Raw genomic sequence first — 21,500 nt, 5'->3', positions numbered from 1 at the left:
AACCGCACAGGTCACCAGCCGCATCAGACCACTGTGGATCATCCCTGGGGCCGACGGCGGACGCCGATCCGCCGGGCCGGGTCCGCCCAGGGGGGACCGGCGAATGTCCACGCCGGGCCGATTCGCCGAGCGGCGCGCACCCGGCACCGTATGGCCATGACCTCAGGAAATGACGCGTACGCGTTCCCCGGCCGCTGGCTCGCCGGGACCTCCTTGATCCTCGGACCCGCCCTGCTTCTCGCCGGAGTGCTGCTGCGCGCCCGATTCCACTTCTTCTTCCCCGACCAGCTCGCCGCCTACGACGAGCATCCGACCTTGATGACCGTCTCCTACAGCGCCTTCGCCGCGGGCACCGTCGTCCTGTTCCCCGCCGTCGCCGCCCTCGCCGTCCGGATCGGCGCGGTCCGGCCGGCCTGGGCGGCGTCCGGCGGCACACTCGCCCTGGTCGGCCTGTTCGCACGCACCTTCCACGCGGGCGTCGACCATCTGGCCTTCGGGCTCGTCGACGCCCAGGGCCTGTCGGCGGCCACCGCCGCGGTCGCCGACTCCTACCAGGGATTCCACATCTTCCAGTACGCCTCGTTCACGATCATGCTCGGCTGGGCGGTGCTGGCCGCGGGCGCATTCCGCGCCGGCGTCCTCGGGTGGCCGCGCTGCCTCGCCCTGGCGCCGACCTCGGCCCTCCCCCTGGGAGTGCTGAAGGGCACCACCCCACTGTCGATCATCGCCACGGCCGGGCTGTGCGCGGCGCTCGCGCCCCTCGGCCTCAAGATCCTGCTCGACGGCCCCCGCCCCACCCGGCGATCAGTGGCCCTCTTCGCGGCGGCCACCGCGCTGGCGGCCGTCCTCGGAGCCGTCTCGTCGCTGGGCTGACCGGCTGATCACTCAGAGGAGACGGCCCGGGGGACGGTGGCCAGCAGGAGGGGCACGGCGAGGAAGGCCACGGCGGCGGTCGCGAACGCGGCGGCACCGGTGCCTCCGGCGATGCCGGCGGCCACGGCCGCGACGGCGGGGACGGCGGGCTGGGCGATGCCCCAGGACGAGCCGTGGAAGGCGAACCAGCGGGGCCGGTCGGCCGCCGGCGCGATGTCGGCGATCATCGCCTGCCACCGGCCGAGCAGCACACCGTTCACCGCCACCCAGGCCAGGTAGGACGCCACGGTGAGCCCGACACCGTGGCCGAGCACCATCGCCAGGACCAGGACGCCCAACAGCGCCGTGCCCACGGCCAGGACCACCGTGTGCGGCAGGGCGGTCACCGGCTTGCGGGCCAGCCGGGCGACCAGCGGCACCAGCAGCGCCGACCCGGTCAGGGTCACGCCGGGCAGCCAGGCCGGGGCGCCCCGCTGCAACAGCACGAACGGCATGAACATCAGGACGGCCAGGTAGCCGTAGGCGAACGCGGTGCCCGCCACCGTCAGCCTCAGCAGCAGCACCGGAGGACGCCAGCGTCCCGGCGCCCGGCCTTCCGCGGTCACCTGGGCGGCCTCCCGTCCCAGGAACGCCAGCGCGACGACCGCCGCCACCACGCAGGTCGCCCCGTCCACGACCATCAGCCACCGCACGCCCAGCGGAAGCAACATCGCGGCGAGGAGTCCTCCGCCCGCACCCGCCGCGACCAGGGACGTGCCCAGCAGCGCATAGGCGTCCTGGCGCCGGTCGCCCTCGGTGAGGCGGGCCAGCAGCTCCTGGGACGCCGGTTCGTAGACCTCGAAGGCCAGCCCGACCAGCGCGACCGCGACCACCACCTGCGCCGGGGTCCGGGCGACGGCCAGGACCAGCAGCGCGGCGCCGGTGGCGGTCAACCCCGACGCGATCAACGTCCGGGGCGACAGCCGATCCAGCAGCAGGCCCCCGGCCCACCGCGAGATCAGCGCGGCCACCCCGAAGACCGCCAGCGTCACCGCCGCCCGGTCCGGACCGGCCAGCACCGCCAAGAACGCCAGGGCGTACGCCCCGAGCTGGTTGAGGACCCGCACCCACAGCAGCGCCTTCACAGGCCGCGGCAACGACCTCAAACCCGCACCCTCCACCCCCGGTCGCCGAACGAGCAGCATCGTGCCACGCGCCACCGACGGTCCTGAACTGCCACACTGCCTCATGACCAAGCCGACCCTGATCGTGGTGAGCGGACCACCCGGAACCGGCAAGACCACCCTTGCCCACCGGCTCGCGCAGGCGCTCGGCTGCCCCGCGGTCGTCCGCGACGAGATCAAGCAGGGCATGGTGCTGGCCGCACCCGGATTCGACCCGGCCGGGGACGACCCGCTCAACCGGCCGACCCTCGTGGTCTTCTTCGACGTCCTGACCGCGCTGCTGAAGGCCGGGGTGACCGTGGTCGCCGAGGCCGCCTACCAGGACCGGCTCTGGCGTCCGAACCTGGAACCCCTCGCCGGGGTCGCCGACCTCCGCGTCATCCGCTGCGCGGTCCCGGCCGCCGTCGCCCACGACCGCATCGCCCGGCGCGTGGCCGACGACGCCCACCGGGCCGCGCACGGAGACCGGGAGCTGCTCGAGGCGATCAGTGCCGGACGGCGCTCGACCGACTCCTTCGTCCCGATCTCCCTGGACGTCCCCGCCCTGACCGTCGACACCGGTGACGGCTACCGGCCGGACCTGGCGGAGATCGTCGCCTTCGCCGGCGGCTGAGCCCGCGCCGCCGGCACCGGAGCATGGCGGACCTGACGGCCCCTCCGCGAGGCCCGGCCCGTGCGCACGGGTACGTCCGGCAGGACCCCTATCCTCATCGCTGGGGGCCGCACGGTCCCCGTCCAGATGGCCGCCTTGCCGGCCTTCCCGCTCGGATGGAATGCGTTGTCCTCCAACACTGCGGTCTTCTCGCTCGACGAACCGGTCGAGCCGTTCGGGGCCCGCACCGGGCGGTCCGAGGCGGTGGCCCGGTGACCAGCGCGGTCGTGGTCGGCAGCGGGCCCAACGGACTCGCCGCCGCCCTCACCCTCGCCGCCGGGGGAGTGCGGGTGAGGGTGATCGAGGCGGCGGACACCCTCGGCGGCGGGCTCCGATCGGGTGAGCTCACCCTTCCGGGACTGACCCACGACGAGTGCGCCGGCTTCCACCCGCTGCTGCTCGGCTCCGCCTTCGTCGACCGGTTCGACCTCACCGGGGCGGGGCTGGCCTACCGGTGGGCCGATGCCGAGTTCACCCACCCGCTGGACGGCGGCCGGGGCGCGACGCTGTGGCGGTCGGTCGACGAGACGGCGTCCGCGCTCGGCCAGGACGAGGCGGCATGGCGAGGCGTCTTCGGTCCGCTCACCGAGCGCTTCGACGCCATCAGCGAGGAGTTCCTCCGGCCCATGGTGCACGTCCCCCGGCATCCGCTGAGCCTGGCCCGCTTCGGCGCGCATGCCGTGCTCCCCGCCGCCGTGCTGGCCCACCGCTGGCGGACGCCGCAGGCGCGGGCGCTCTTCGGCGGGGTGGCGGCTCACGCCCTCCGCCCGTTCGGCACCCTGATGTCGTCCGCCATCGGCGTGGCGCTCACGACGGCGGCGCACGCCTACGGGTGGCCGGCGGCCGAAGGCGGGTCGGCGGCGATCCGCGACGCGATCCTGGCCCGGGCCCGCGAGCACGGCGTCACCTTCGAGACCGGACGCACGGTGGGGTCGGTCGACGAGCTCGGACGCGTCGACGTCGTCATGCTCGACACCTCGCCCCGAGCGGCTCTGCGGATCGCCGGGCACCGGATGCCGCGCCGCGTCCAGCGCGCCTACCGGCGGTTCCGCCACGGTCCCGGAGCCTTCAAGGTCGACTTCGCGGTGGCCGGGGGGGTGCCCTGGACGCACGAGCCGTCCCGGCGCGCCGGGACCGTCCATCTCGGCGGCGGTTTCGAGGAGATGGCCGCCGCCGAGAAGCGGGTGAACGCGGGGCGGATGCCCGAGCGTCCCTTCGTGCTGGTCGGACAGCAGTACCTCGCGGACGGGACGAGGTCGGCCGGGGACGTGCACCCGCTCTACGCCTACGCGCACGTGCCAGCGGGCTACACCGGCGACGCGACCGAGGCGCTCATCACGCAGATCGAACGGTTCGCCCCGGGCTTCCGCGACCGCATCCAGGCGACGTACGTGCGCTCCGCGACCGACATGGCCCGCCACAACGCGAACTACGTCGGCGGGGACATCCTCACCGGTGCGAACGACCCAGCGCAGTTGGTGTTCCGCCCCCGTCCGGGCTTCGACCCCTATGCGACGGGCGCTCCCGGCATCTACCTCTGCTCGGCGGCCACGCCGCCCGGGGCCGGAGCCCACGGCATGTGCGGATACAACGCGGCCCGCGCCGCGCTCCGCGCCCTGCGCTGAAGGGGGGCGGACGGCGGCCAGGGGCGAGGTGTCCGTGGAGGCCCATTCCGCGGGCTCGCCTTGGAACGGGACGGGCTCAGTGCGGATCGTCCAGGAGCCGGAAGCCTTCGGGGAGCAGCCGCCAGGCGATGAGTCCGGCGATGGCGGTGAGGACGGCCCCCGCGACACTGGTCAGGCCGGTGGCGGAGGTGAACGCGTCGCCGGCGGCGGCGAGGACGCGCCCGCCCGCCGTCCCGCCGAGCCGGTCGGCCACGGTGGCGGCCTCGCCGATGGAGCCGCGGATCAGGCCGCTGTCGGCGGCCGAGACCGGCAGCGGCGGCAGCCGGTCCCGGTAGAGGGCGACGGCCAGGCTGCCGAGCGCGGCCACGCCGAAGGCCCCGCCGAGTTCGTAGGCGGTCTCGTCGACGGCGGCGGCACCGCCGGACTCCGATGCGGGCGAGGTCGACATCAGTGTGGACGACGCGATGGTCGCCGCCACGCCGAGTCCGGCGCCGTTGAGCGCCAGGCACGCGGCGATCCAGGGATAGGTGAGCCCGCCCGCCACGAGGGCCGCGCCCGGCAGCGCCAGTCCGGCCGCGGCCACGAACATGGCCGAGCCCAGCACCTTGCGGACCGCGAACCGGTCGAGCAGCCGGGTCGTGAACAGCGGGGCCGCCAGCAGGGCGATCGGGGCGGGCAGCAGCATCACCCCGGCGCTGAAGGGCCGGTGGCCGTGCACGTACTGGAACCACTGGCTGAACAGGAACAGCACCGCCACCAGCCCCATGAGGCCCAGGGACACCGTCGCGGCGGCCACCGAGAAGGCGCGGTCGGCGAAGAGCCGCACCTGGAGCAGCGGATACGGGATGCGGAGCTGACGGCGTGTGAACAGCGCCAGCAGCAGTGCCCCAGCGCCCAGGAGGAGCAGCCCGGTCGCCAGATCGTGGCCGAAGACGAGCTTGACGCCGGCGACGAAGGAGACCATCCCGGCCAGTGACAGCGCCACGCCCCACCAGTCCCAGGAGCCTTCGCGCGGATGGCGGGACTCCGGCAGCAGCCACAGTCCGAACACGATCGAGACCGCGGCGAACGGGACGTTGACCAGGAACGCCGCATGCCAGCCGCGCCACTGCACCAGCAGCCCGCCCACCATCGGGCCGAGCGCCATCCCCGCGCCGATCACCGCCGTCCAGACCCCGAAGGCCAGCGCCCGCTCCCGGGGATCGGTGAACACCACCCGCAGGATCGACAGGGTCGAGGGCATGATCGCTGCCCCGCCGACCCCCAGCAGCGCCCGGGCCGCGATGACCAGCCATGGAGCGGTGGCCACCGTCGCCAGCAGCGACGCCGCGGCGAACACCGCGAACCCCACGATCAGCAGCCGCCTGCGGCCCCAGCGGTCGCCCAGCGCGCCCGCCGTGATCAGCAGCCCGGACAGCGCCAGCGCGTAGGCGTCCACGATCCACAGCTGCTCGATCGCGCTCGGCCGCAGATCGGCCACCAGCGACGGGAACGCCACGTTCAGGATCGTCGCGTCCATCGCGATGATCAGAAGGCTGGCCGACAGGACCGCCAGCACCGCCCAGCGCCTGCCCTCCATGGATCCTCCCCGACGAGCATCGGTCAAGGGAGGGAGGCACCAGCCTATGCCTCGGCGAGCGCCGGTCGTTCGCCCGGGTCGGCGCGCCGCCGGCCGCCGCCCGCGACCCCGGAACCCGAGGCGGATCCGGCCCGGCCGGCGTCACGTCTTGACGGCGTCCGGTGCGCACCGCAAATATTGGACGTTGTGTCCAACAGGTCGGGAGGCCGCTCATGACCGGAACGCCGGACGCCGAAGTCGCGATCATCGGTGCGGGGCTGAGCGGGATCGGGATGGGCATCGCGCTGCGGCGGGCCGGCATCGACGACTACGTCGTTCTGGAACGGGCCGGGGACATCGGCGGGACGTGGCGCGACAACACCTATCCCGGGATCGGCGTGGACGTGCCCGCGCAGGCGTACCAGTTCAGTTTCGAGCTCAATCCGCGCTGGAGCCGGGTGTTCGCGCCGGGCGCCGAGGTCAAGCGGTACGTGGACCGCCTCGCCGACCGCCACGGCGTCCGCCCGCACGTGCGGCTGAACAGCGAGGTCGCCGCACGGGTCTGGGACGAGGACGGGCACCTGTGGCGGCTCCGGCTCGCCGGCGGCGGCGAGGTGACCGCCCGGTTCGTGGTCAGCGCGATCGGGGCGTTCGTGGACCCGAAACCGGTCGACATCGACGGCGTGGACGGCTTCAAGGGGACGCTGCTGCGCTCCTCCCGCTGGGACGCGGACTACGACCTGACCGGCAAGCGGGTCGCGGTCGTCGGCACCGGCGCGAGCGCGGTCCAGCTCATCCCTGAGATCGCCTCGCGGGTCGGACGGCTCGACGTCTACCAGCGCACGCCGATCTGGGTCGGGCCCAAGCCCGACGCGGCGGTCCCGCGCCCGCTGCGGCGGCTGTTCCAGCGCGCCCCGCGCGTCCAGGACGCGGTCCGGCGGGTGGCCGCCCGCGGTGTGGAGCTGGTGCTCATCGACCTGGTGGTCGGGCACCAGCGCAGGCCGTTCGTCGCGCACGGCGCCGCGCGGCTGGCCAGGTCGGTCTGGTATCGGACCCAGGTCAAGGACCCCGACACCCGGCGCAGGCTGACCCCCGGATACGGCCTCGGCTGCAAGCGCCCGTCGGTGTCCAACACCTACCTCCGGACGTTCAACCGGCCGAACGTCTCGCTCATCACCGACCCGATCGACCGCATCACCCCCGGCGGCGTCCGCACCGGGGACGGGCGCGAGCGCGAGGTCGACGCGATCGTGCTGGCGACCGGGTTCCGCCTGGCCAGCGACCCGGAGAACTTCCGCCGCACCCCGGTGCGCGGCCGGGACGGGTTCGACCTCGCCACGTTCTACGCGGGCAACCGGCTCGTCTCGTACGAGGGCGTCAGCATCCCCGGTCTGCCGAACCACTTCATGATGTTCGGCCCGTACGGCTGGGTCGGCGGCACATGGCACCAGCTCGTCGAGACCACCTCGGAGCACATCGTCCGCGTCCTCGCCGAGGCCCGCCGCAGGGGCGCCACCGCCGTGGAGGTGAGGTCGGAGCCCACCGAGCGCTGGACCGAGCGGATGCGGCAACGGCTGTCCCGATCGCTCTGGTCCACCGGCGACTGCGCCACCGCCAACAGCTACTACTACGACCACCACGGCGACACGCCCTACCTGCGTCCCACCAGTGCCGCGCAGGCCGTTCGCGCCAGCCGCACCTTCCCGCTGGACGACTACAGCTACTCCGCACCCGCTGAGAGGACGCCATGACTCCCACCGGCGAGCAGGTGTCCGCCTGGCGCGGGTGTGCTCCGGCGCCCGGCGGGCCATCCTGCCCGCCGGGCGCCGGCCCATCTACGCCGCCCAGTGCCCGGACCCGGCGCTCGCGGCGTCGACCTCACCCAGGTGACCGGCACTTGAGCGGGGCGGTTGCAGGCACGAGGCCGCGCCGGCTCCTCAGGCTGCGGGCCTGAAGGTCCAGACCTGGCTCGGGTCGGAGGAGGGAGGCGTCTGGATCACCGGGGCGCCGGGGGCGCGGCTGGCTCCGGCGACGGAGAGGTTCAGCTTGCTGGCCAGGTTCCGAAGCCGGCCACCGGGGCCCTCGGGAAGCAGGGTCCACACCTGCGAGGCGTAGTTGCCGCAGGTCTGCTGGATCGCGGGCGCTCCGGCGGGAGGAGCGGGGACGGCGAGGCACTTCTTGCTGACCACGTTGGTGATGGTGTAGTTGCCGGCCGGCGCCACGGGAGTGAGCGTCCACCTCGGGTCAGGGGCGGGGGCGGAGCAGGGCGTCTGGGCGGTCTTGGCCCCTTCGGCCAGCCGGTCGGGGACCGACAGGCACAGGCTGCTGTTGTAGTTGCCGAGCAGGTAGATGCCCTTGGGAGGGAGAGGGGCGGCCGCGGGGGCAGCGGCGGTCAAGGGGAGTTCCCGGGCGTGGGCACCGGCGCCCGGCAGGGCCGCCTGGGCGGCGAGCAGGGCGCTGATGACGACGGTCGAACGTGCCATGTGAACTCGCACTGGACTTCTCCGTTCGTGGGGAAGGTGAACACCTTCAATGCGAATAGTAATGACACGGTGACACTGTGTCTGCTTTCGGCAGGTGAACCGCATGGAGGTGTACCGGGACGATCCGCGCTCAGGCCGAGGGGCGGGGCCAGGGGCGTCCGGCGAGGCGTTCGATGTCGGTGTTGAAGCGCCTCAGATAGGACGCGAACGCGGCGATGTCGTCGTCCGACCAGTCGGCCATGACCTTGCCCAGGCCGCTGATGACGCTCTCGCGTTCATCGTCGAGCATGCGCGCGCCCTTGTCGGTGATGCGGAACTTGCGGGCGATGCCCCCGCCGGGGTCGGGGATGCGGTCCACGAGGCCGCCGCGCATCGCCGCGGCGGTCTGCCGGTTGAGGGTGGACGCGTCGAGGCCGAAGGCGTCGCTCAGTTCCCCGATCGACATTGGACCTTGGACGCGGATGCGGCTGAGCAGCACGTAGGCGCTGCGCTCCAGCATGTGATGCCGGTGGTGCAGGAGTTCGTGCCGGCTGAGCAGCATCTGCTCGTACTCGACCTCGTGTAGGGGCTCGAACCCGACCATGTGACTTCCGCCTCCCGCCTCGCCGCCCTCGCGCCGGTGCCCGACGTCCTGGGCCCGGCCCGTCCTCCCAGGATGATATGCGCCGGCCACAGTATGTGTACGCTGCATCTCGCATGTGCCATGCACATGGTCGATTCCGACGCATGCCCTGAGCCGCCCTTCACCGAGACAGATAGCCGAGGAGTCCTATGGACGCCCCACAGACCACGGCCCGAGCCGGCGGCGTGGTCACCACGCTGGCCCTGGCCGGCATCACGGCAGCGATCATGCAGACGCTGGTCACCCCGCTCCTCGCGGAGCTGCCGCGGATCCTGCACACCACGCCGTCCAACGCCACCTGGGTGATCACCGTCACCCTGCTGGTGGCGGCCGTCTGCGTGCCGGTCTTCGGCCGCCTGGGCGACCTGGTGGGCAAGCGCCCGATGCTCCTGGCGTGCTCGGTGCCGCTGGTGGTGGGCTCGGTGGTGTGCGCCCTGTCGTCCTCGGTCGTCCCCATGATCATCGGACGCGGCATGCAGGGCATGGGCATGGGCATGGTGCCGCTCGGCATCGCGCTGCTGCGCGACGTGGTCCCGCAGGAGAAGCTCAGCTCGTCCATCGCGCTGGTCAGCGCCTCCATGGGCATCGGGGGCGGCCTTGGCCTGCCGATCGCCGCGGCGATCGCCGAGTACGCGAGCTGGCGCGTGCTGTTCTGGGGATCGGCCGTGCTCGCCGCGGCGGTCGCGACCCTCATCTGGTTCATGATCCCGAGCGTGCCGCCGAGCGCCAAGGGCCAGCGTTTCGACGCGCCCGGCGCGATCGGCCTCGGCGTCGGCCTGGTCTGCCTGCTGCTGGCGGTCTCCAAGGGCGCCGACTGGGGATGGTCCTCGGCGACCACGCTCGGCCTGTTCGCCGCCGCCGTCGTGGTGCTGCTGGCCTGGGGCGGGTGGGAGGTGCGCAGCCGCGAACCGATCGTCGACCTGCGCACCACGGCCCGCCCCCGGGTGCTGCTCACCAACCTCGCGTCGATCTTCGTCGGCTTCGGCATGTACGCCTCGATGCTGATCGTGCCGCAGCTGCTGATGTTCCCCAAGGCCACCGGCTACGGCCTGGGCCAGTCGATGTTCGCGGCGGGCCTGTGGATGGCGCCTGGCGGCGTCATGATGATGCTCGTCTCCCCGCTCGGCGGGAAGCTCACCAACGTCCGCGGCCCGAAGTTCACCCTGATCAGCGGTGTCCTGGTGCTGGCCGCCGGCTACGGCGCGGCGCTGGCGCTGATGGGCTCCGCGTGGGGCCTGATGCTCTCCATCATGATCATCAACAGCGGGGTGGGCCTCGCCTACGGCGCGATGCCCGCCCTGATCATGAGCTCCGTCCCGCTGTCGGAGACCGCCGCCGCCAACGGCTTCAACGCCCTCATGCGGTCGCTGGGCACCTCGGTCGGCGCCGCCGTCATCGGCGTGGTCCTGTCCCAGATGACCATCACGATGGGCGGCCACGCCCTCACCTCCGAGGACGGCTTCCGCGCCGGCCTGATGATCGGCTGCGGCATCGCCCTCGTCTCCGCCCTGATCGCCGCCGTCATCCCGGCCGCCCGCAAGGTCGCCGGCGCCCGGCAGGCCGCCGGGGCGGCCACCGCGCCCGTGCCCGAGCAGGCCAGGATCGACAACTGACGGCTCCGGCCCGGCTCCGCCATGACCGAGGGACCGCCCACGGCGACGACCGGACCCCCTCGGTCATGGCGACCGCGGCCCATCGACTCCTGCGCGAGCCCGGTCAGGGGATCTGGAGGGCGGCGAGCATCTGGGACAGCCGCTCGGGGCCATCGAACTCCGCGTCATGGAAGTCGTGGTCCACCTGGTGCACCCAGGGGTCGTCAGGGTGCGCATCGTCAAGATCGATGACCCAGTGGTACTGCGTCGACTCGTTGAACGCGATGATGAAGCAGGCGCGGTCCGGCGCCACGGGATCCCCGTCCACGAGCTGGGGGAACGTGACTTCGTACGCGTCGCCGTCCTCATAGGTCACAAAGCGCGCACCGCGGCGCGGCGGCCGGACCCGCCCCTCCGGCCATACGACCGACAGGAGCGCCTGGATCGGCGATGGGACGGGCCGATCTCCCAGCGGTGTGGGCACCCGCCGGTCATCCGGCTCGAAATCCTCATCGATCATCCCTCCCAGCCGCGCGACCTCCCGGAGCACATCCGCGTGCGGGATCCTGGCGGCCGAGCCGTCCGTCGTCATCGGTGGTTCCTTCCCGGTGCGGAATCCGGCGGGTGCGGATCGTAGGCGAATCGTAAGGGCCTCTGGGGCACACAACAACGTCGCCGCCTGATACTCCACGCACGGGCCGTACCTCCGCGCGGATGGCACGGACTTGACCGTCCAGGCTCCGATTTGACCACCAGGATCTCACTTTTCGGATCTATTTTACTTCATAGAGTAACGATCTTGATGTGAGGGCATTGTCCGTACCGGAGTCCCGGCCCCCGGCGCGCGAGCTCCTCGGCGCCGGGGGCCGGGGAGCGTCGTGTATCGGGGGTTCTGCGGGCCAGGACGGGCGGTCCGCAGCCAGTGGTGGAGGTCGTGCGACTGTGTCGAGTGTGCCGTGTCATGTGGCGTGCGTGATGGACGGGAACGGCCGGTGGGCGGCACAACGGTCGTTGCCTCGGTCGGCCGGGCACCAGGCGGCGGAAGCCGCCGTGATCGACGTGATCGAGGCGGCCCATGCGGGCGGGGTCCAATGGCTGAGCCTGTACGCCTTCTCCACGGAGAACTGGCGCCGTCCCTGCGACGAGGTCGACCACCTCATGTGGCTGGTGCGGCGGACGCTGCGCAAGCACGCCCTGGCGCTGCACGCGCGGGGGATCCGCTGCCGGTTCCTGGGCGTCGGCGACCCCAGGATCCCGCCGACGCTGACGCGCGACATCACCGATCTGATGGAACTGACCCGCGACAACAAGCGGATGACGCTCACGGTGGCGTTCGACCACGGGGGACGCCGCGACATCGTCGAGGCCGCCCGGTCCCTCATCCGCGACCGGGTCCCGGCCGAGGACGTCACCGAGGCCAACTTCGCCGGCCACCTGCCGCACCCCGACACCCCTGATGTGGACCTGGTCATCCGCACCTCGGGAGAGCAGCGCATCTCCAACTTCATGCTCTGGCAGGTGGCCTACGCCGAATGGGTCTTCCCGGAGGTGCTGTGGCCCGACTTCCGGGCGGCGCACTTCTGGGAGTGCCTGACCGCCTACCGGCAGCGCAGGCGCCGCTTCGGCGACGTCACGGTGCCGGCCACCACGGACGAGGGATAGCGATGAGCGACACGACAGCCACCGCCGGCTCACATGCCACCGCCGCCTCCGGCGAACCGGCCACCCCTGACAGCGCCCTTCTCGGGCCGCACTCACTGCTGCACGGGTACTGCAACGATGCCCGCTGGGGCCTGGCGGTGGTCCGGGCGACGGTACTGGAGGCGGCGCACCCGCAGATCGGTGCCGCACTGCTCGACAACTCCACCTTCGTGGCGCATCCGTGGCGGCGGCTGCGCAACACCCTGACCAGCACGCAGCGGATCCTGGACGCCGATACCGGAGTCCGCGACCGGGAGGTCTCCAGGCTCAACCGCATGCACGCGCGCATCTCCGGCGACGACGCCCAGGGCCGCCCGTACAACGCGATGGACCCCGAGGCGCGCGCATGGGTGGTGGCCACGCTGTTCGAATCGACGCTCACGATGTCCCGGCTGAGCGGCGAGTCCCTGGACGGACCCACGATGGAACAGCTGTACGCCGAGTTCCGGGCGTTCCTGGCGCTGCTGGAGGGCGACGCCGACCACCTGCCGCTCACGCTGCGCCAGTTCTGGCCCTACTTCGACGACATGCTCGCCCGGGGGCTGGAGAACACCGAGGCGATCCGCGTCATCCTCTTCCGGCTGTTCGCCCAGGTGCCCCCGCCGCCGCTGCTGCGCGGCCGACCCGCGGTCTGGGCGGTGGGACGCACCGTGGCCGGACCGGTGGCCGCCGCGGTCATCATGGCGTCCCTGCCGGAGTCCTTCCGCCGGCAGGCGGGGCTGGGCGACCTGCCCGGCGCGCAGGCGCTGAGCCGCGGCGTCCATCTCGGCTCCGGCGTGGCGACGCGCCTGCTCCCGCAGTCCTGGACCCGGACGGACACGCTGATGGGCATCCTGGACCCCGCCCCGGGGCAGGGGTCCGGCGCCGCCGCCGGCGCGCTGGCGGCGCTGAACCGCCGCAGGTCCCAGGCCGCGGCCCTGTTCCGCCTGCTCACCCCCGACCCTGAGGACGCCGGCTCCGGCGGTCCGGCGGCCCGATCGGCCGATCGCTTCTTCGCCGAGGTGCTGGACCAGACGGGGGACGGCCACCTGGACTGGCCCGACCTGGCCGCCATGGCCCGGGAGATCGCCACCCGGCTCGACCTGGGCGAACGCGACGAGACGCGGCTCTACGACGCCTACGCCGACTGGTGGCGCGAACTGCTGGGGGCGCTGGACGCCGACGGCGACGGCCGCATCACCCGCCAGGAGTACGCCGCGACCGCCGCGTCCCTGGCCGGACCCGCGCTGATCAAGGTCGCCGAGGTGCTGTTCGACGTCGCCGACTCCGACGGCGACCAGTCCATCGACGCCGCCGAGTACCGGACGCTGTTCCGCAGGGCCTTCGAGCGCGACCTGGCCGGCGCCGACCCGGACGCCGGCGGCCGCTACTCGCGCGGCGAGTTCGTCCGCGAGTTCCTGGCCTTCATGTCAGGGCAGCGGCCCTCCAACGCCTACGACGCCCTGCTCGCCCAGTCCTGACCGGCCCGCCGCCCATCGGCGCGCGGCCGCCGTCCGGCGTCCCCTCCGGCAACCGGAGGGGACGCCGGCGTCCGTCAGCGGCCCACCGCGTAGGCGTCGAGGACGGTCTGGGTGACCGTGGAGCCGGACGGGCCCGTCGCGGCGGCCCGCAGGGAGACCGTCCCCGGCTGCGTCCCGGTGATCGTCAGAGTCCGGCGGTCGCCGGAGCGCTTCACCGGGACCTTCCGCCAGGTGCGGCCGCGGTCGAAGGACGCCTCCGCGGTCACGTCCCCGGTGGGGGAGCCGTCATTGCTGTCGGTCCACAGCGAGACGACGGTCGGCTCGCCCGCGGCCGCCCGATTGAGGTCGTCGAGTCCCTGCGGCGCGAAGCGGACGGCGCGCAGCGGCAACGATGTGCTCTGCGCCGCGTGACCGGACCGGAACTTCCAAGTGGCCGTCACCCTGGTGGACAGTTTGGCGTTCGGGACGTCCCGCTGGGCGTCGGCGGTCAGCTCGTACTCCGCCTCGCCAGGGGGAACGGCGGCGGTCAGGTCGTACGACTCGAACGGGGCGGTCTTGATGACCTTCCCGCCCGACTTCAGCTCGAGGCCGCCCTTGGCGGCGGCCTCGTCTCCGAAGCCGCCGTGACCCGACTCGCTGAAGAAGCCGGCCGGCGCGTAGTGCACGACGTCCCCGGTCCGTTCGGCGTTCGGGGTCTGTCCGTCCCCGCCGAAGACCGGATCGTGCAACGCCGGCCCGATGACCGCCGATCCGAACGTGACACGGTGAGAGGGACCGGCGAGGGTCATGGGGGCGTAACCGGTGAACGTCCCGGCGTGTTCGTCATCCGAGCCCAGCCCCTCCAGGATCGACCACCATCGGAAGTCGGGATTGCGCGTGAGGTGAAGCGTGATCGTGCCGGGGGCGTGCACGCGGCTCCCCACCATCCAGGGGGAGGCGAGCTCGGGGAACGCCGCGCCGATGGCGAGGCTCGCGGCCGACTCGGCGGCGAGCCCGCGCACGGTGGCCCGGACCGTCGTCATGTCGGCCGCACGCGCGCTGTACGAGGGGTCGGCCGGGAACTCACCGCGCCGGTAGTCGTAGACGGCGTACTGGTAGGGGCTGGGCGTCTCGTCCGTCGAGCCCTTTCTCTCCCAGACCGTGTGGCTGAAATAGGCGAGGCCGCTCTGCTTGACGGGCAGCAGGTAGCGGTGCGAGAGGGGGCAGTTGCTCTCCGGGTTGTACTCGTACTTGACGGCGCCGCCGGCATACCCGAAGCCGAGATCGTAGACCTCGTCCATCTCCGCAGAGGGATCGTCGAGCGTCACACTGACCGGCTTCACGGCGGCGCGCGAGTCGAGCACCACCGACCGATCCCGGGTCAACGCGATGGGCTGGTGCGCGAGTGTGCTGTCGCGGCACCCATCGGGTTTGACCGCCGTCGCGATACTGCCGAAGACGTTGTAGCGGCCCTCGGGGAAGCGGTACTTGGTCGTTCCGTCGGAGATGACGAACTCGTTGTACGGGGAGTCCTGGTCCTGGACGGTGAGAAGCTCACCGGTGTCCTGACCGTCGTGGTCGATCGCCTTGAAGGTGACGTCGTGGGCCTTTGGCTCGAGGTAGGCGCCGACCACCGTGCGGACGGCAGTCGTGCCGGAGGTGGCGACGACCGTGCCGCTGTGAGCGCCCTTGGGCGCGTCCGGTCCGCCGATGGCGAGCCGCACGTCGGCCCGGCCCTTGGCGGGCACGGTCACGGTCGGGCGGTCCAGGCGGAACACCTTGCCGGGCGCGTCCACCTGGAGCGTCAGCTCCGCCGGCCGGTCACCGGAGTTCTCGTAGGTGATCGTGCGGTACGTGGTCTCGGCGTGCGGGTAGCGCTGGACCTCCGACAGCGTGCCCTCGGTGCTCACCACGGACTGGCCGACGGCGCGGGCGACGTCGACGCGTCCGGCGCCTTGCCGGAAGGCGGACGCCCCCTTGGTGGGTCCGGCCGTGTTCATGAGCGCCGCCTTCAGCCGCGCCGCCGGCCAGTCCGGATGCTGCGCGGCGACGATCGCGGCCGCGCCCGCGACGTGGGGTGCGGCCATGGACGTGCCCGAGGCCCGCACGTAGTTGTCGTCGTAGGGCTCGTCGAGAACGGTGTCCTTCGCCCGCGCCGCGACGATCCCCACTCCGGGCGCGGTGATGTCGGGCTTGACCGCGTAGTCGCCCAGCCGCGGCCCGCGGCTGGAGAACTCCGCCAGGGAGTCGTCCCTGTCCACCGCGCCCACGGTGAGCGCGGCGTCCGCGGTGCCCGGGGATCCCAGGGTGCGCTCGCCCGGACCGTCGTTGCCCGCGCTGACGACGAAGAGCGCGCCGGTACGGGCCGTGAGCGTGTCGACCGCCTGCTCCAGCGGATCGCCGCCCTGCGAGTCGGGGCCGCCCAGGCTCATGTTGACGACCCTGGCCTTGACCTCGGTGGCCGCCCACTCCATCCCGGCGAGGATCCACGAGTCGTACCCGGATCCGGAGTCGTCGATGACCTTGCCCGCCGCGACCTTCGCGCCGGGCGCCACTCCGCGGAAGCGGCCCGCCGACGCCGTCCCCGATCCCGCCACGATCGATGCCACGTGGGTGCCGTGGCCGAACCTGTCCTGGACGTCGCCCGCGCCCTGGCCGGTGAATCCCCGCGACTGGACGACGACGCCCTTGAGATCGGGGTGGCCCGTGTCGTATCCGGAGTCCAGGACGGCGACGGTACTGCCCTTGCCGTCCCATCCCTTCGCCCACGCGGCGGGGGCGCCGATCTGCTTCACGCTCTTGTCGAGCCGTGCCCGGCGCTTGCCGTCGAGCCACACGCGGGTGACCGCTCCGCCGGCGCGCAGGCCCGCCGCCGTGAGCGAGGTCCAGGCCGTTCCGGCGTTCTTCTTGTCGACCCGCAGGGCCTCCATGCCGAGCGCCGGCAGGCCGGTGACCTTCGTGGCCCCCGCGATCGCCGTGCGCTTCCCGCCCCGCTCGACGATCACCGGGATGTCCCCGCGGCGGGCGTCGCCGTACCCCTCGCGGGTCAGCAGCCCGAGATCGAAGAGCCGCCGGTCGAGCCGGCCCCGCCCGACCAGCGGCGCCGCGTCGGACGGGATGACGTAGCGGTGCCCGCCGACCAGCATCTTCTGGAATGTCGTCCGCTCACGCCCCTTACCGGGGCGGATCCCCAGCACGGAGGGCGCCGGACCGCCCCCTCGCACCCGCACGACGTCCCCGGTCACGAGCGTCACCTCGTCGACGCCGGCGGTCCCGGTTCGCGTGCCCTGCTGCTGCGCCTCGGCTGGGGGCAGGACGTGAACTCCCGCACCGGCCAGGACGGCGACGGCCGTGACCGTCACCCTTCGCTTCACTTTCATCTCACTCCGTGGGGGAGTAATGAAGATCCGTCGCTACCTCTTGTCCAAAGCCCCCACTGCGGTTGCATTTTCCGCGCCGGAAGGCGGCTCATGCCGGAATGAAAAAGGATCGCTGGACGGCATAGCCTGTAGGCGTAGGGGTAATGCGTGCGCGGCGGTGAGGAGAAACGGTGTCAGGCGAGCGGCCTCGACTGGGGGAATTCGATCCGGGTGTCCCGAATATTGCCCGGATGTACGATTACTATCTCGGCGGTAAGGACCACTACGAGGCCGACCGTGCACGCGCCGAAGAGGCGATCGTGGCCGACGGCACCCTGGTGACGCTGATCAAAGAGAACCGGGCCTTCCTCGGACGTGCGGTGCGGTACCTGGCCGAGCAGGGCATCGACCAGTTCCTGGACATCGGCACCGGCCTGCCCACCCAGCAGAACGTGCACCAGATCGCGCAGTCGGTGAACCCCGACGCCCGGGTGGTCTACGTCGACTACGACGGGCAGGTGGTCGCGCACGGACGGGCGCTGCTCGCCGACTCGGCGGGCACCAGGATGGTCCAGGCCGACCTGCGTCGTCCCCGGGAGATCCTCGACCATCCCGAGGTCCGCCGATCGCTGGACTTCAGCAGGCCGGTGGCGCTGCTGCTGGTGGCGACCCTGCACTTCGTCCCCGATGCGGACGATCCGACGGCGATCATGGCCGAGCTGCGCGACGCGCTGGCGCCCGGCAGCCACCTGACGCTGACCCATGCCTCGGCCGACGGCGTTCCCGACGTGGTCGCCAAGGTCGTGGAGGTCTACAAGCAGACGTCCGCGCCCGGCACGGCACGCACCCGCGAGCAGGTGACCGCCCTGTTCGGCGACTTCGAGTTGCTCGATCCCGGTCTGGTGTGGGCCCCGCTGTGGCGCCCCGAGCGTCCGGTCAGCATGCAAGAGGCCCTGCCGATCTGGTTCTACGCGGGCGTCGGCCGCAAGTCCTGAGGCATCGGCGGACGGCTCCCGATCAATGGTCGTGAGGCAATCGGCGTGGGAGGCGACATGCGGGCGAGGACGATCGGGGCCGCGCTCGAGGACGCGGCGGCGCGGGACAAGGCGTTCCTGCACGACGGCGACGACACCATCACGTTCGCCGAGTTCGACGAGCTGACCGACCGGGTCGCGGCCGGGCTGCTGGGCCGCGGGATCGGGCGCGGCGACCGGATCGGGCTGCTGGCGCTCAACACGCCGCAGTGGCTGGCCGCGTTCTTCGGCGCGGCGCGGATCGGCGCCGTGGTCGTCCCGCTCAACGTGCGCTACCGGGAGCGGGAGCTGTCCCACATGCTCGGCCAGAGCGGTGCCCGGATGGTCATCAGCGTCGGTGCCGTCCCCGGCTTCGACTTCGCGGCGTTCTTCGAGGGGTTCCGGTCTCAGGCACCCGACGTGGGCGACTACGTGTTCTTCGGCACGGGCTTCCCGGGCAGCACGCCGTTCGGCGAGCTGACCGCGGCTCCGGCGGACCCCGCGGCGCTGGCGGCGGCGCGCGGGGAGGTGGCGCCGGACGATCCGCTGATGATCCTCTACACCTCGGGGACGACGGGACGCCCCAGAGGCGCGGTGATCACCCATCGGAGCATCCTGGCGTCGGCGACGGCGCAGGCGGAGCACTTCGCGATGCGCGACGACGACGTGCAGCTCGGGCACCTCCCGTTCAACCACGTTGGCGGCATCACCTGCACCATCATGGCCGCGCTGGTCAGCGGCGGATCAGTGGCGCTGCTGCCCGCGTTCGGCCCGCAGGCGGCACTGCGCGCGATCGAGCGCCATCGGGTGACCTTCCTGAGCGCCGTGCCGACGATGTACGTGCTGATGCTCGGCCGCGACGACTTCCCGGGCTACGACCTCTCGTCCGTGCGGCTCTGCCTGGCGGGCGGGTCCAACGTGGAGCCGGCGCTGGCCGAGGCGATCCGGCGCGCGTTCCCCGGGGCCCCGCTGTACGGGCTGTACGGGCTGTCGGAGTCCTCGGGGGCGTGCGTGCTGTCGCGGCCGGACGACGACCCGGAGACGATCTCCCGCACCCTGGGCGTGGTCATCGGCGGCTTCGAGGCCCGGGTGGCCGGACCGGACGGGACCGTCCTGCCGCCGGGGGAGGTCGGCGAACTCCAGGTCCGCGGCGACTGCGCGGCCTCCGGCTACTGGGACATGCCGGCCGAGACCGCCGAGGTCTTCCTGCCGGACGGTTGGCTGGCCACCGGGGACATGGTCGCCATGGAGCCGGACGGGCATCTGGTGCTACGCGGCCGGAAGAAGGAGATGTACATCCAGGGAGGCTTCAACGTCTACCCGGTGGAGACCGAGAACGTGCTGACCGCGCATCCGAAGGTCGCGATGGCCGCCGGAATCGGCGTGCCGGACGGGGTGCTCGGCGAGATCGGCCGATTCTACGTGGTGCCGCACCCGGGCGCCGAGCCGCCCACCGCGGAGGAGCTCATCGACCACTGCCGGGACCGGCTGGCCGACTACAAGGTCCCCCGGCAGCTCGTCATCACCGCCGAGGTCCCGCTGACGCCGGTCGGCAAGATCCACAAGGCCCTGCTGAAGGAACGCCACCTGCCGGGCCTCTGACAACGGGGTCAGGGCCGGATGCCCGATACCTCGAACGAGATCCATACGTCGGGCGGCAGTTGAGGCCGCGTCGGCACCGGCCGGCGTTCCTCGGTCCAAGCGTCCGGAGCGACCGCCGTGGCGACGCGGCGCCAGAAGCGCACAGCGGTCGCGTTGTCGTCCTGAAAGGCGATCTCCCACCGACCCGGATGTCCGGCGATCACCTCCTGGGCGGCGCGCAGCCCGATCCCGGTCCTGCGCGCACCGCGCACGACGAAGAAGGAACTCAGCACCCGTCTGCCGCCGGTGAGGCCGCGGACGAGGGCGAACCCGACGGGCCGCTCCGCGCTCGTCAGCAGGTACGCGGCCCAGTCGGTGTCGTGCAGCGCAGCCTGAAGCCGTTCGCTGCGGAACGTCCCGTCCGGGAAGGGGAGCAGGCCGCGAAACTCGGACATGTCGTGCTGGAACATCAACCACAGGCGCTCCATCACGGAACGATCGGCATCGTGGGCAGGACGAACGGACAGTTCGGGCATGGGATTCCTTCGCGGGTCGCGGAACCGGGGCCGCCGGGAGATTGCGCGGGGGCCGCTCGGCGGGCGCGCTCGCAGAACGGGTGGCGCCGGCCGAACGCGGAAAAGCCTCCCGGGATCGGTCTCTATCCGACCCAGGAGGCTCTGGCAGCTGCCAAGATCATAGCAGCCTCTCCATGGCGGGAGGGTCCGCCGCCGTGCCGGAGGCTCGAGAGCCGGCGCCGGGCGCGCGAGCGGCGCGGGTTGGCCGCGACGACGTCGACCGGGGCATCCATGGGGCCTCCATCATCGCCCACTCCGAGGCGTTCAGTCGGGCAGGCCGGGGAGCAGGCCGGGGGCGATGTTCGCACCGGTGATCACCATGGCCACGTTGGCGCCCGCGAGGTCGCGGCGCAGAGCGACGGCGGCGGCGACGGCGGCGGCGCCGGACGGCTCGGCCACCAGGCCGGTCGTGCGCACCAGCAGCCGGACGGCCTCGACGAGCTGACCGTCATCGACCAGGACGAAGTCATCGACGGTGCTCCGCATCGCCCGTACCGCGCGGGCCGCGGGCACCCGGGCGGCCAGGCCCTCGGCGAGGGTCGTGGTCGGCCCGCCGGGAGTGGTGTCGCCGGTGCGCCAGGCGTGCTCCATCGCGGGCGCCCCGGCCGCGCCGACCGCGATGACCTTGGTGGACGGCGAGACGGCCTTGAACCAGGCGGCCACCCCGCAGGCCAGGGAACCGTTGCCGGTCGGCACCAGGACGTGGTCGACCGGCCGGGCGCCGGCGCGGGTCAGCTCGACGGCGATCGTGCCGGCCCCCTCGGCCAGCGGGGGGTCGCTGCCGTCCTCCACCAGCTTCCAGCCGTGCCGGGCGGCCTCCTCGGCGGCACGGTCCCTGGCCGCGTCGAAGTCGCCGTCGACGAGGCCGACGCTCGCGCCGAACCTGCGCATCGCCGAGAGCTTCCGCGGGTTGACGGAGCCGGCGGCGAAGATCTTGGCCGTGAGCCCCCGCCCGCTCGCGGCGAAGGCGAGTCCCTGGCCGAGGTTCCCGGCCGAGGCGCACACCAGGACCTCGCCGGGGTCGCTCGTCCGGACGAGGAAGTCGGTGCCGCGGCCCTTGAAGCAGCGGATCGGGTTGATCGTCTCGACCTTCAGCAACGCCTCGAAGCCCAGTTCGTCGCCGAGCCGGGGCGCCGGGAACTGCGGGGTGTCGCGGAAGACGGGGTCGATGAGAGCCGCGGCCTTCTCGATCCGGCCGACGTCGACGAAGCTGTCGGACATGCCGTTGCCACCGTTCCAGCGGGTGCGGATGGGGGAGGCGGCA

At 72.5% G+C, this 21,500-nt stretch carries 17 protein-coding genes; 9 read left to right on the top strand and 8 right to left on the bottom strand.

Annotation, left to right across the window (positions count from 1 at the left end):
* The first annotated feature begins 156 nt into the window (after positions 1-156).
* Positions 157-873, top strand: coding sequence for a hypothetical protein (locus tag QP090_RS01365; protein ID WP_285936572.1), 717 nt, complete (start codon positions 157-159; stop codon positions 871-873).
* A gap of 8 nt (positions 874-881) precedes the next feature.
* On the opposite strand, the gene QP090_RS01360 is transcribed toward QP090_RS01365, so the two are convergent.
* A complete protein-coding gene (locus tag QP090_RS01360; protein ID WP_285936571.1) occupies positions 882-2,009 on the bottom strand; it encodes an MFS transporter in 1,128 nt (375 codons plus the stop codon).
* Between the two features lie 91 nt (positions 2,010-2,100).
* Here QP090_RS01360 and QP090_RS01355 point away from each other — a divergent pair, with 91 nt between their 5' ends.
* Positions 2,101-2,649, top strand: a complete 549-nt coding sequence (locus QP090_RS01355; RefSeq protein WP_285936570.1) for a P-loop nucleotide/nucleoside kinase family protein — start codon at positions 2,101-2,103, stop codon at positions 2,647-2,649.
* A 251-nt stretch (positions 2,650-2,900) separates the two neighbouring features.
* The gene (locus QP090_RS01350) at positions 2,901-4,313 is read left to right on the top strand and encodes a phytoene desaturase family protein (protein WP_285936569.1); all 1,413 of its coding nucleotides are present in this window, start codon (positions 2,901-2,903) and stop codon (positions 4,311-4,313) included.
* A gap of 76 nt (positions 4,314-4,389) precedes the next feature.
* Here QP090_RS01350 and QP090_RS01345 read toward each other — a convergent pair whose 3' ends face one another.
* The gene (locus QP090_RS01345) at positions 4,390-5,892 is read right to left on the bottom strand and encodes an MFS transporter (protein ID WP_285936568.1); all 1,503 of its coding nucleotides are present in this window, start codon (positions 5,890-5,892) and stop codon (positions 4,390-4,392) included.
* 212 nt (positions 5,893-6,104) lie between these two features.
* On the opposite strand from QP090_RS01345, the gene QP090_RS01340 reads away from it, so the two are divergent.
* Positions 6,105-7,622, top strand: coding sequence for a flavin-containing monooxygenase (locus QP090_RS01340; RefSeq protein WP_285936567.1), 1,518 nt, complete (start codon positions 6,105-6,107; stop codon positions 7,620-7,622).
* Between the two features lie 186 nt (positions 7,623-7,808).
* Here QP090_RS01340 and QP090_RS01335 read toward each other — a convergent pair whose 3' ends face one another.
* Positions 7,809-8,354, bottom strand: coding sequence for an RICIN domain-containing protein (locus tag QP090_RS01335; RefSeq protein ID WP_285936566.1), 546 nt, complete (start codon positions 8,352-8,354; stop codon positions 7,809-7,811).
* A gap of 130 nt (positions 8,355-8,484) precedes the next feature.
* Positions 8,485-8,937: a MarR family winged helix-turn-helix transcriptional regulator gene (locus QP090_RS01330; RefSeq protein ID WP_285936565.1), complete on the bottom strand. Its 453-nt coding sequence runs from the start codon at positions 8,935-8,937 to the stop codon at positions 8,485-8,487.
* Between the two features lie 188 nt (positions 8,938-9,125).
* Here QP090_RS01330 and QP090_RS01325 point away from each other — a divergent pair, with 188 nt between their 5' ends.
* Complete coding sequence (locus QP090_RS01325) at positions 9,126-10,589, top strand: MFS transporter (RefSeq protein ID WP_285936564.1); 1,464 nt, start codon at positions 9,126-9,128, stop codon at positions 10,587-10,589.
* 103 nt (positions 10,590-10,692) lie between these two features.
* Here QP090_RS01325 and QP090_RS01320 read toward each other — a convergent pair whose 3' ends face one another.
* Positions 10,693-11,160, bottom strand: a complete 468-nt coding sequence (locus QP090_RS01320; protein ID WP_285936563.1) for a hypothetical protein — start codon at positions 11,158-11,160, stop codon at positions 10,693-10,695.
* Between the two features lie 350 nt (positions 11,161-11,510).
* Here QP090_RS01320 and uppS point away from each other — a divergent pair, with 350 nt between their 5' ends.
* On the top strand, positions 11,511-12,230 hold the full coding sequence (gene uppS / locus QP090_RS01315) for a polyprenyl diphosphate synthase (protein WP_349666465.1): 720 nt from the start codon (positions 11,511-11,513) through the stop codon (positions 12,228-12,230).
* 2 nt (positions 12,231-12,232) lie between these two features.
* Entirely contained in the window at positions 12,233-13,729 is a 1,497-nt protein-coding gene (locus QP090_RS01310) for an oxygenase MpaB family protein (protein ID WP_285936561.1), read from the top strand.
* A gap of 74 nt (positions 13,730-13,803) precedes the next feature.
* Here QP090_RS01310 and QP090_RS01305 read toward each other — a convergent pair whose 3' ends face one another.
* On the bottom strand, positions 13,804-17,088 hold the full coding sequence (locus QP090_RS01305; RefSeq protein ID WP_285936560.1) for a S8 family serine peptidase: 3,285 nt from the start codon (positions 17,086-17,088) through the stop codon (positions 13,804-13,806).
* 170 nt (positions 17,089-17,258) lie between these two features.
* Here QP090_RS01305 and QP090_RS01300 point away from each other — a divergent pair, with 170 nt between their 5' ends.
* Together QP090_RS01300 and QP090_RS01295 are read left to right on the top strand one after the other, a co-directional pair.
* The gene (locus tag QP090_RS01300; RefSeq protein WP_285936559.1) at positions 17,259-18,062 is read left to right on the top strand and encodes an SAM-dependent methyltransferase; all 804 of its coding nucleotides are present in this window, start codon (positions 17,259-17,261) and stop codon (positions 18,060-18,062) included.
* Between the two features lie 57 nt (positions 18,063-18,119).
* Positions 18,120-19,682 carry a class I adenylate-forming enzyme family protein gene (locus QP090_RS01295; RefSeq protein ID WP_285936558.1) on the top strand — a complete coding sequence of 521 codons (1,563 nt, stop codon included), beginning with the start codon at positions 18,120-18,122 and terminating at the stop codon, positions 19,680-19,682.
* Positions 19,683-19,690: 8 nt separating this feature from the next.
* Here the strand turns inward: QP090_RS01295 and QP090_RS01290 are convergent, their stop codons facing one another.
* Positions 19,691-20,197, bottom strand: coding sequence for a GNAT family N-acetyltransferase (locus QP090_RS01290; RefSeq protein WP_285936557.1), 507 nt, complete (start codon positions 20,195-20,197; stop codon positions 19,691-19,693).
* 303 nt (positions 20,198-20,500) lie between these two features.
* Positions 20,501-21,457: a threonine ammonia-lyase gene (locus tag QP090_RS01285; RefSeq protein ID WP_285936556.1), complete on the bottom strand. Its 957-nt coding sequence runs from the start codon at positions 21,455-21,457 to the stop codon at positions 20,501-20,503.
* Positions 21,458-21,500: the final 43 nt, after the last annotated feature.

This window comes from Actinomadura xylanilytica, from assembly GCF_030283145.1.
GTDB lineage: Bacteria > Actinomycetota > Actinomycetes > Streptosporangiales > Streptosporangiaceae > Spirillospora > Spirillospora xylanilytica.
Note: the sequence above shows the minus strand (reverse complement) of the source record. Positions and strands in the feature narration are given on the sequence as shown.

What these genes read in the sequence shown, in the direction of transcription:
- QP090_RS01365 (WP_285936572.1), top strand. Translation starts at nt 157, where the DNA reads ATGACCTCAGGAAATGACGCGTACGCGTTCCCCGGCCGCTGGCTCGCC.
- QP090_RS01355 (WP_285936570.1), top strand. Translation starts at nt 2,101, where the DNA reads ATGACCAAGCCGACCCTGATCGTGGTGAGCGGACCACCCGGAACCGGC.
- QP090_RS01345 (WP_285936568.1), bottom strand. Translation starts at nt 5,892, where the DNA reads ATGGAGGGCAGGCGCTGGGCGGTGCTGGCGGTCCTGTCGGCCAGCCTT.
- QP090_RS01340 (WP_285936567.1), top strand. Translation starts at nt 6,105, where the DNA reads ATGACCGGAACGCCGGACGCCGAAGTCGCGATCATCGGTGCGGGGCTG.
- QP090_RS01335 (WP_285936566.1), bottom strand. Translation starts at nt 8,354, where the DNA reads ATGGCACGTTCGACCGTCGTCATCAGCGCCCTGCTCGCCGCCCAGGCG.
- QP090_RS01330 (WP_285936565.1), bottom strand. Translation starts at nt 8,937, where the DNA reads ATGGTCGGGTTCGAGCCCCTACACGAGGTCGAGTACGAGCAGATGCTG.
- QP090_RS01325 (WP_285936564.1), top strand. Translation starts at nt 9,126, where the DNA reads ATGGACGCCCCACAGACCACGGCCCGAGCCGGCGGCGTGGTCACCACG.
- QP090_RS01320 (WP_285936563.1), bottom strand. Translation starts at nt 11,160, where the DNA reads ATGACGACGGACGGCTCGGCCGCCAGGATCCCGCACGCGGATGTGCTC.
- QP090_RS01310 (WP_285936561.1), top strand. Translation starts at nt 12,233, where the DNA reads ATGAGCGACACGACAGCCACCGCCGGCTCACATGCCACCGCCGCCTCC.
- QP090_RS01305 (WP_285936560.1), bottom strand. Translation starts at nt 17,088, where the DNA reads ATGAAAGTGAAGCGAAGGGTGACGGTCACGGCCGTCGCCGTCCTGGCC.
- QP090_RS01295 (WP_285936558.1), top strand. Translation starts at nt 18,120, where the DNA reads ATGCGGGCGAGGACGATCGGGGCCGCGCTCGAGGACGCGGCGGCGCGG.
- QP090_RS01290 (WP_285936557.1), bottom strand. Translation starts at nt 20,197, where the DNA reads ATGCCCGAACTGTCCGTTCGTCCTGCCCACGATGCCGATCGTTCCGTG.
- QP090_RS01285 (WP_285936556.1), bottom strand. Translation starts at nt 21,457, where the DNA reads ATGTCCGACAGCTTCGTCGACGTCGGCCGGATCGAGAAGGCCGCGGCT.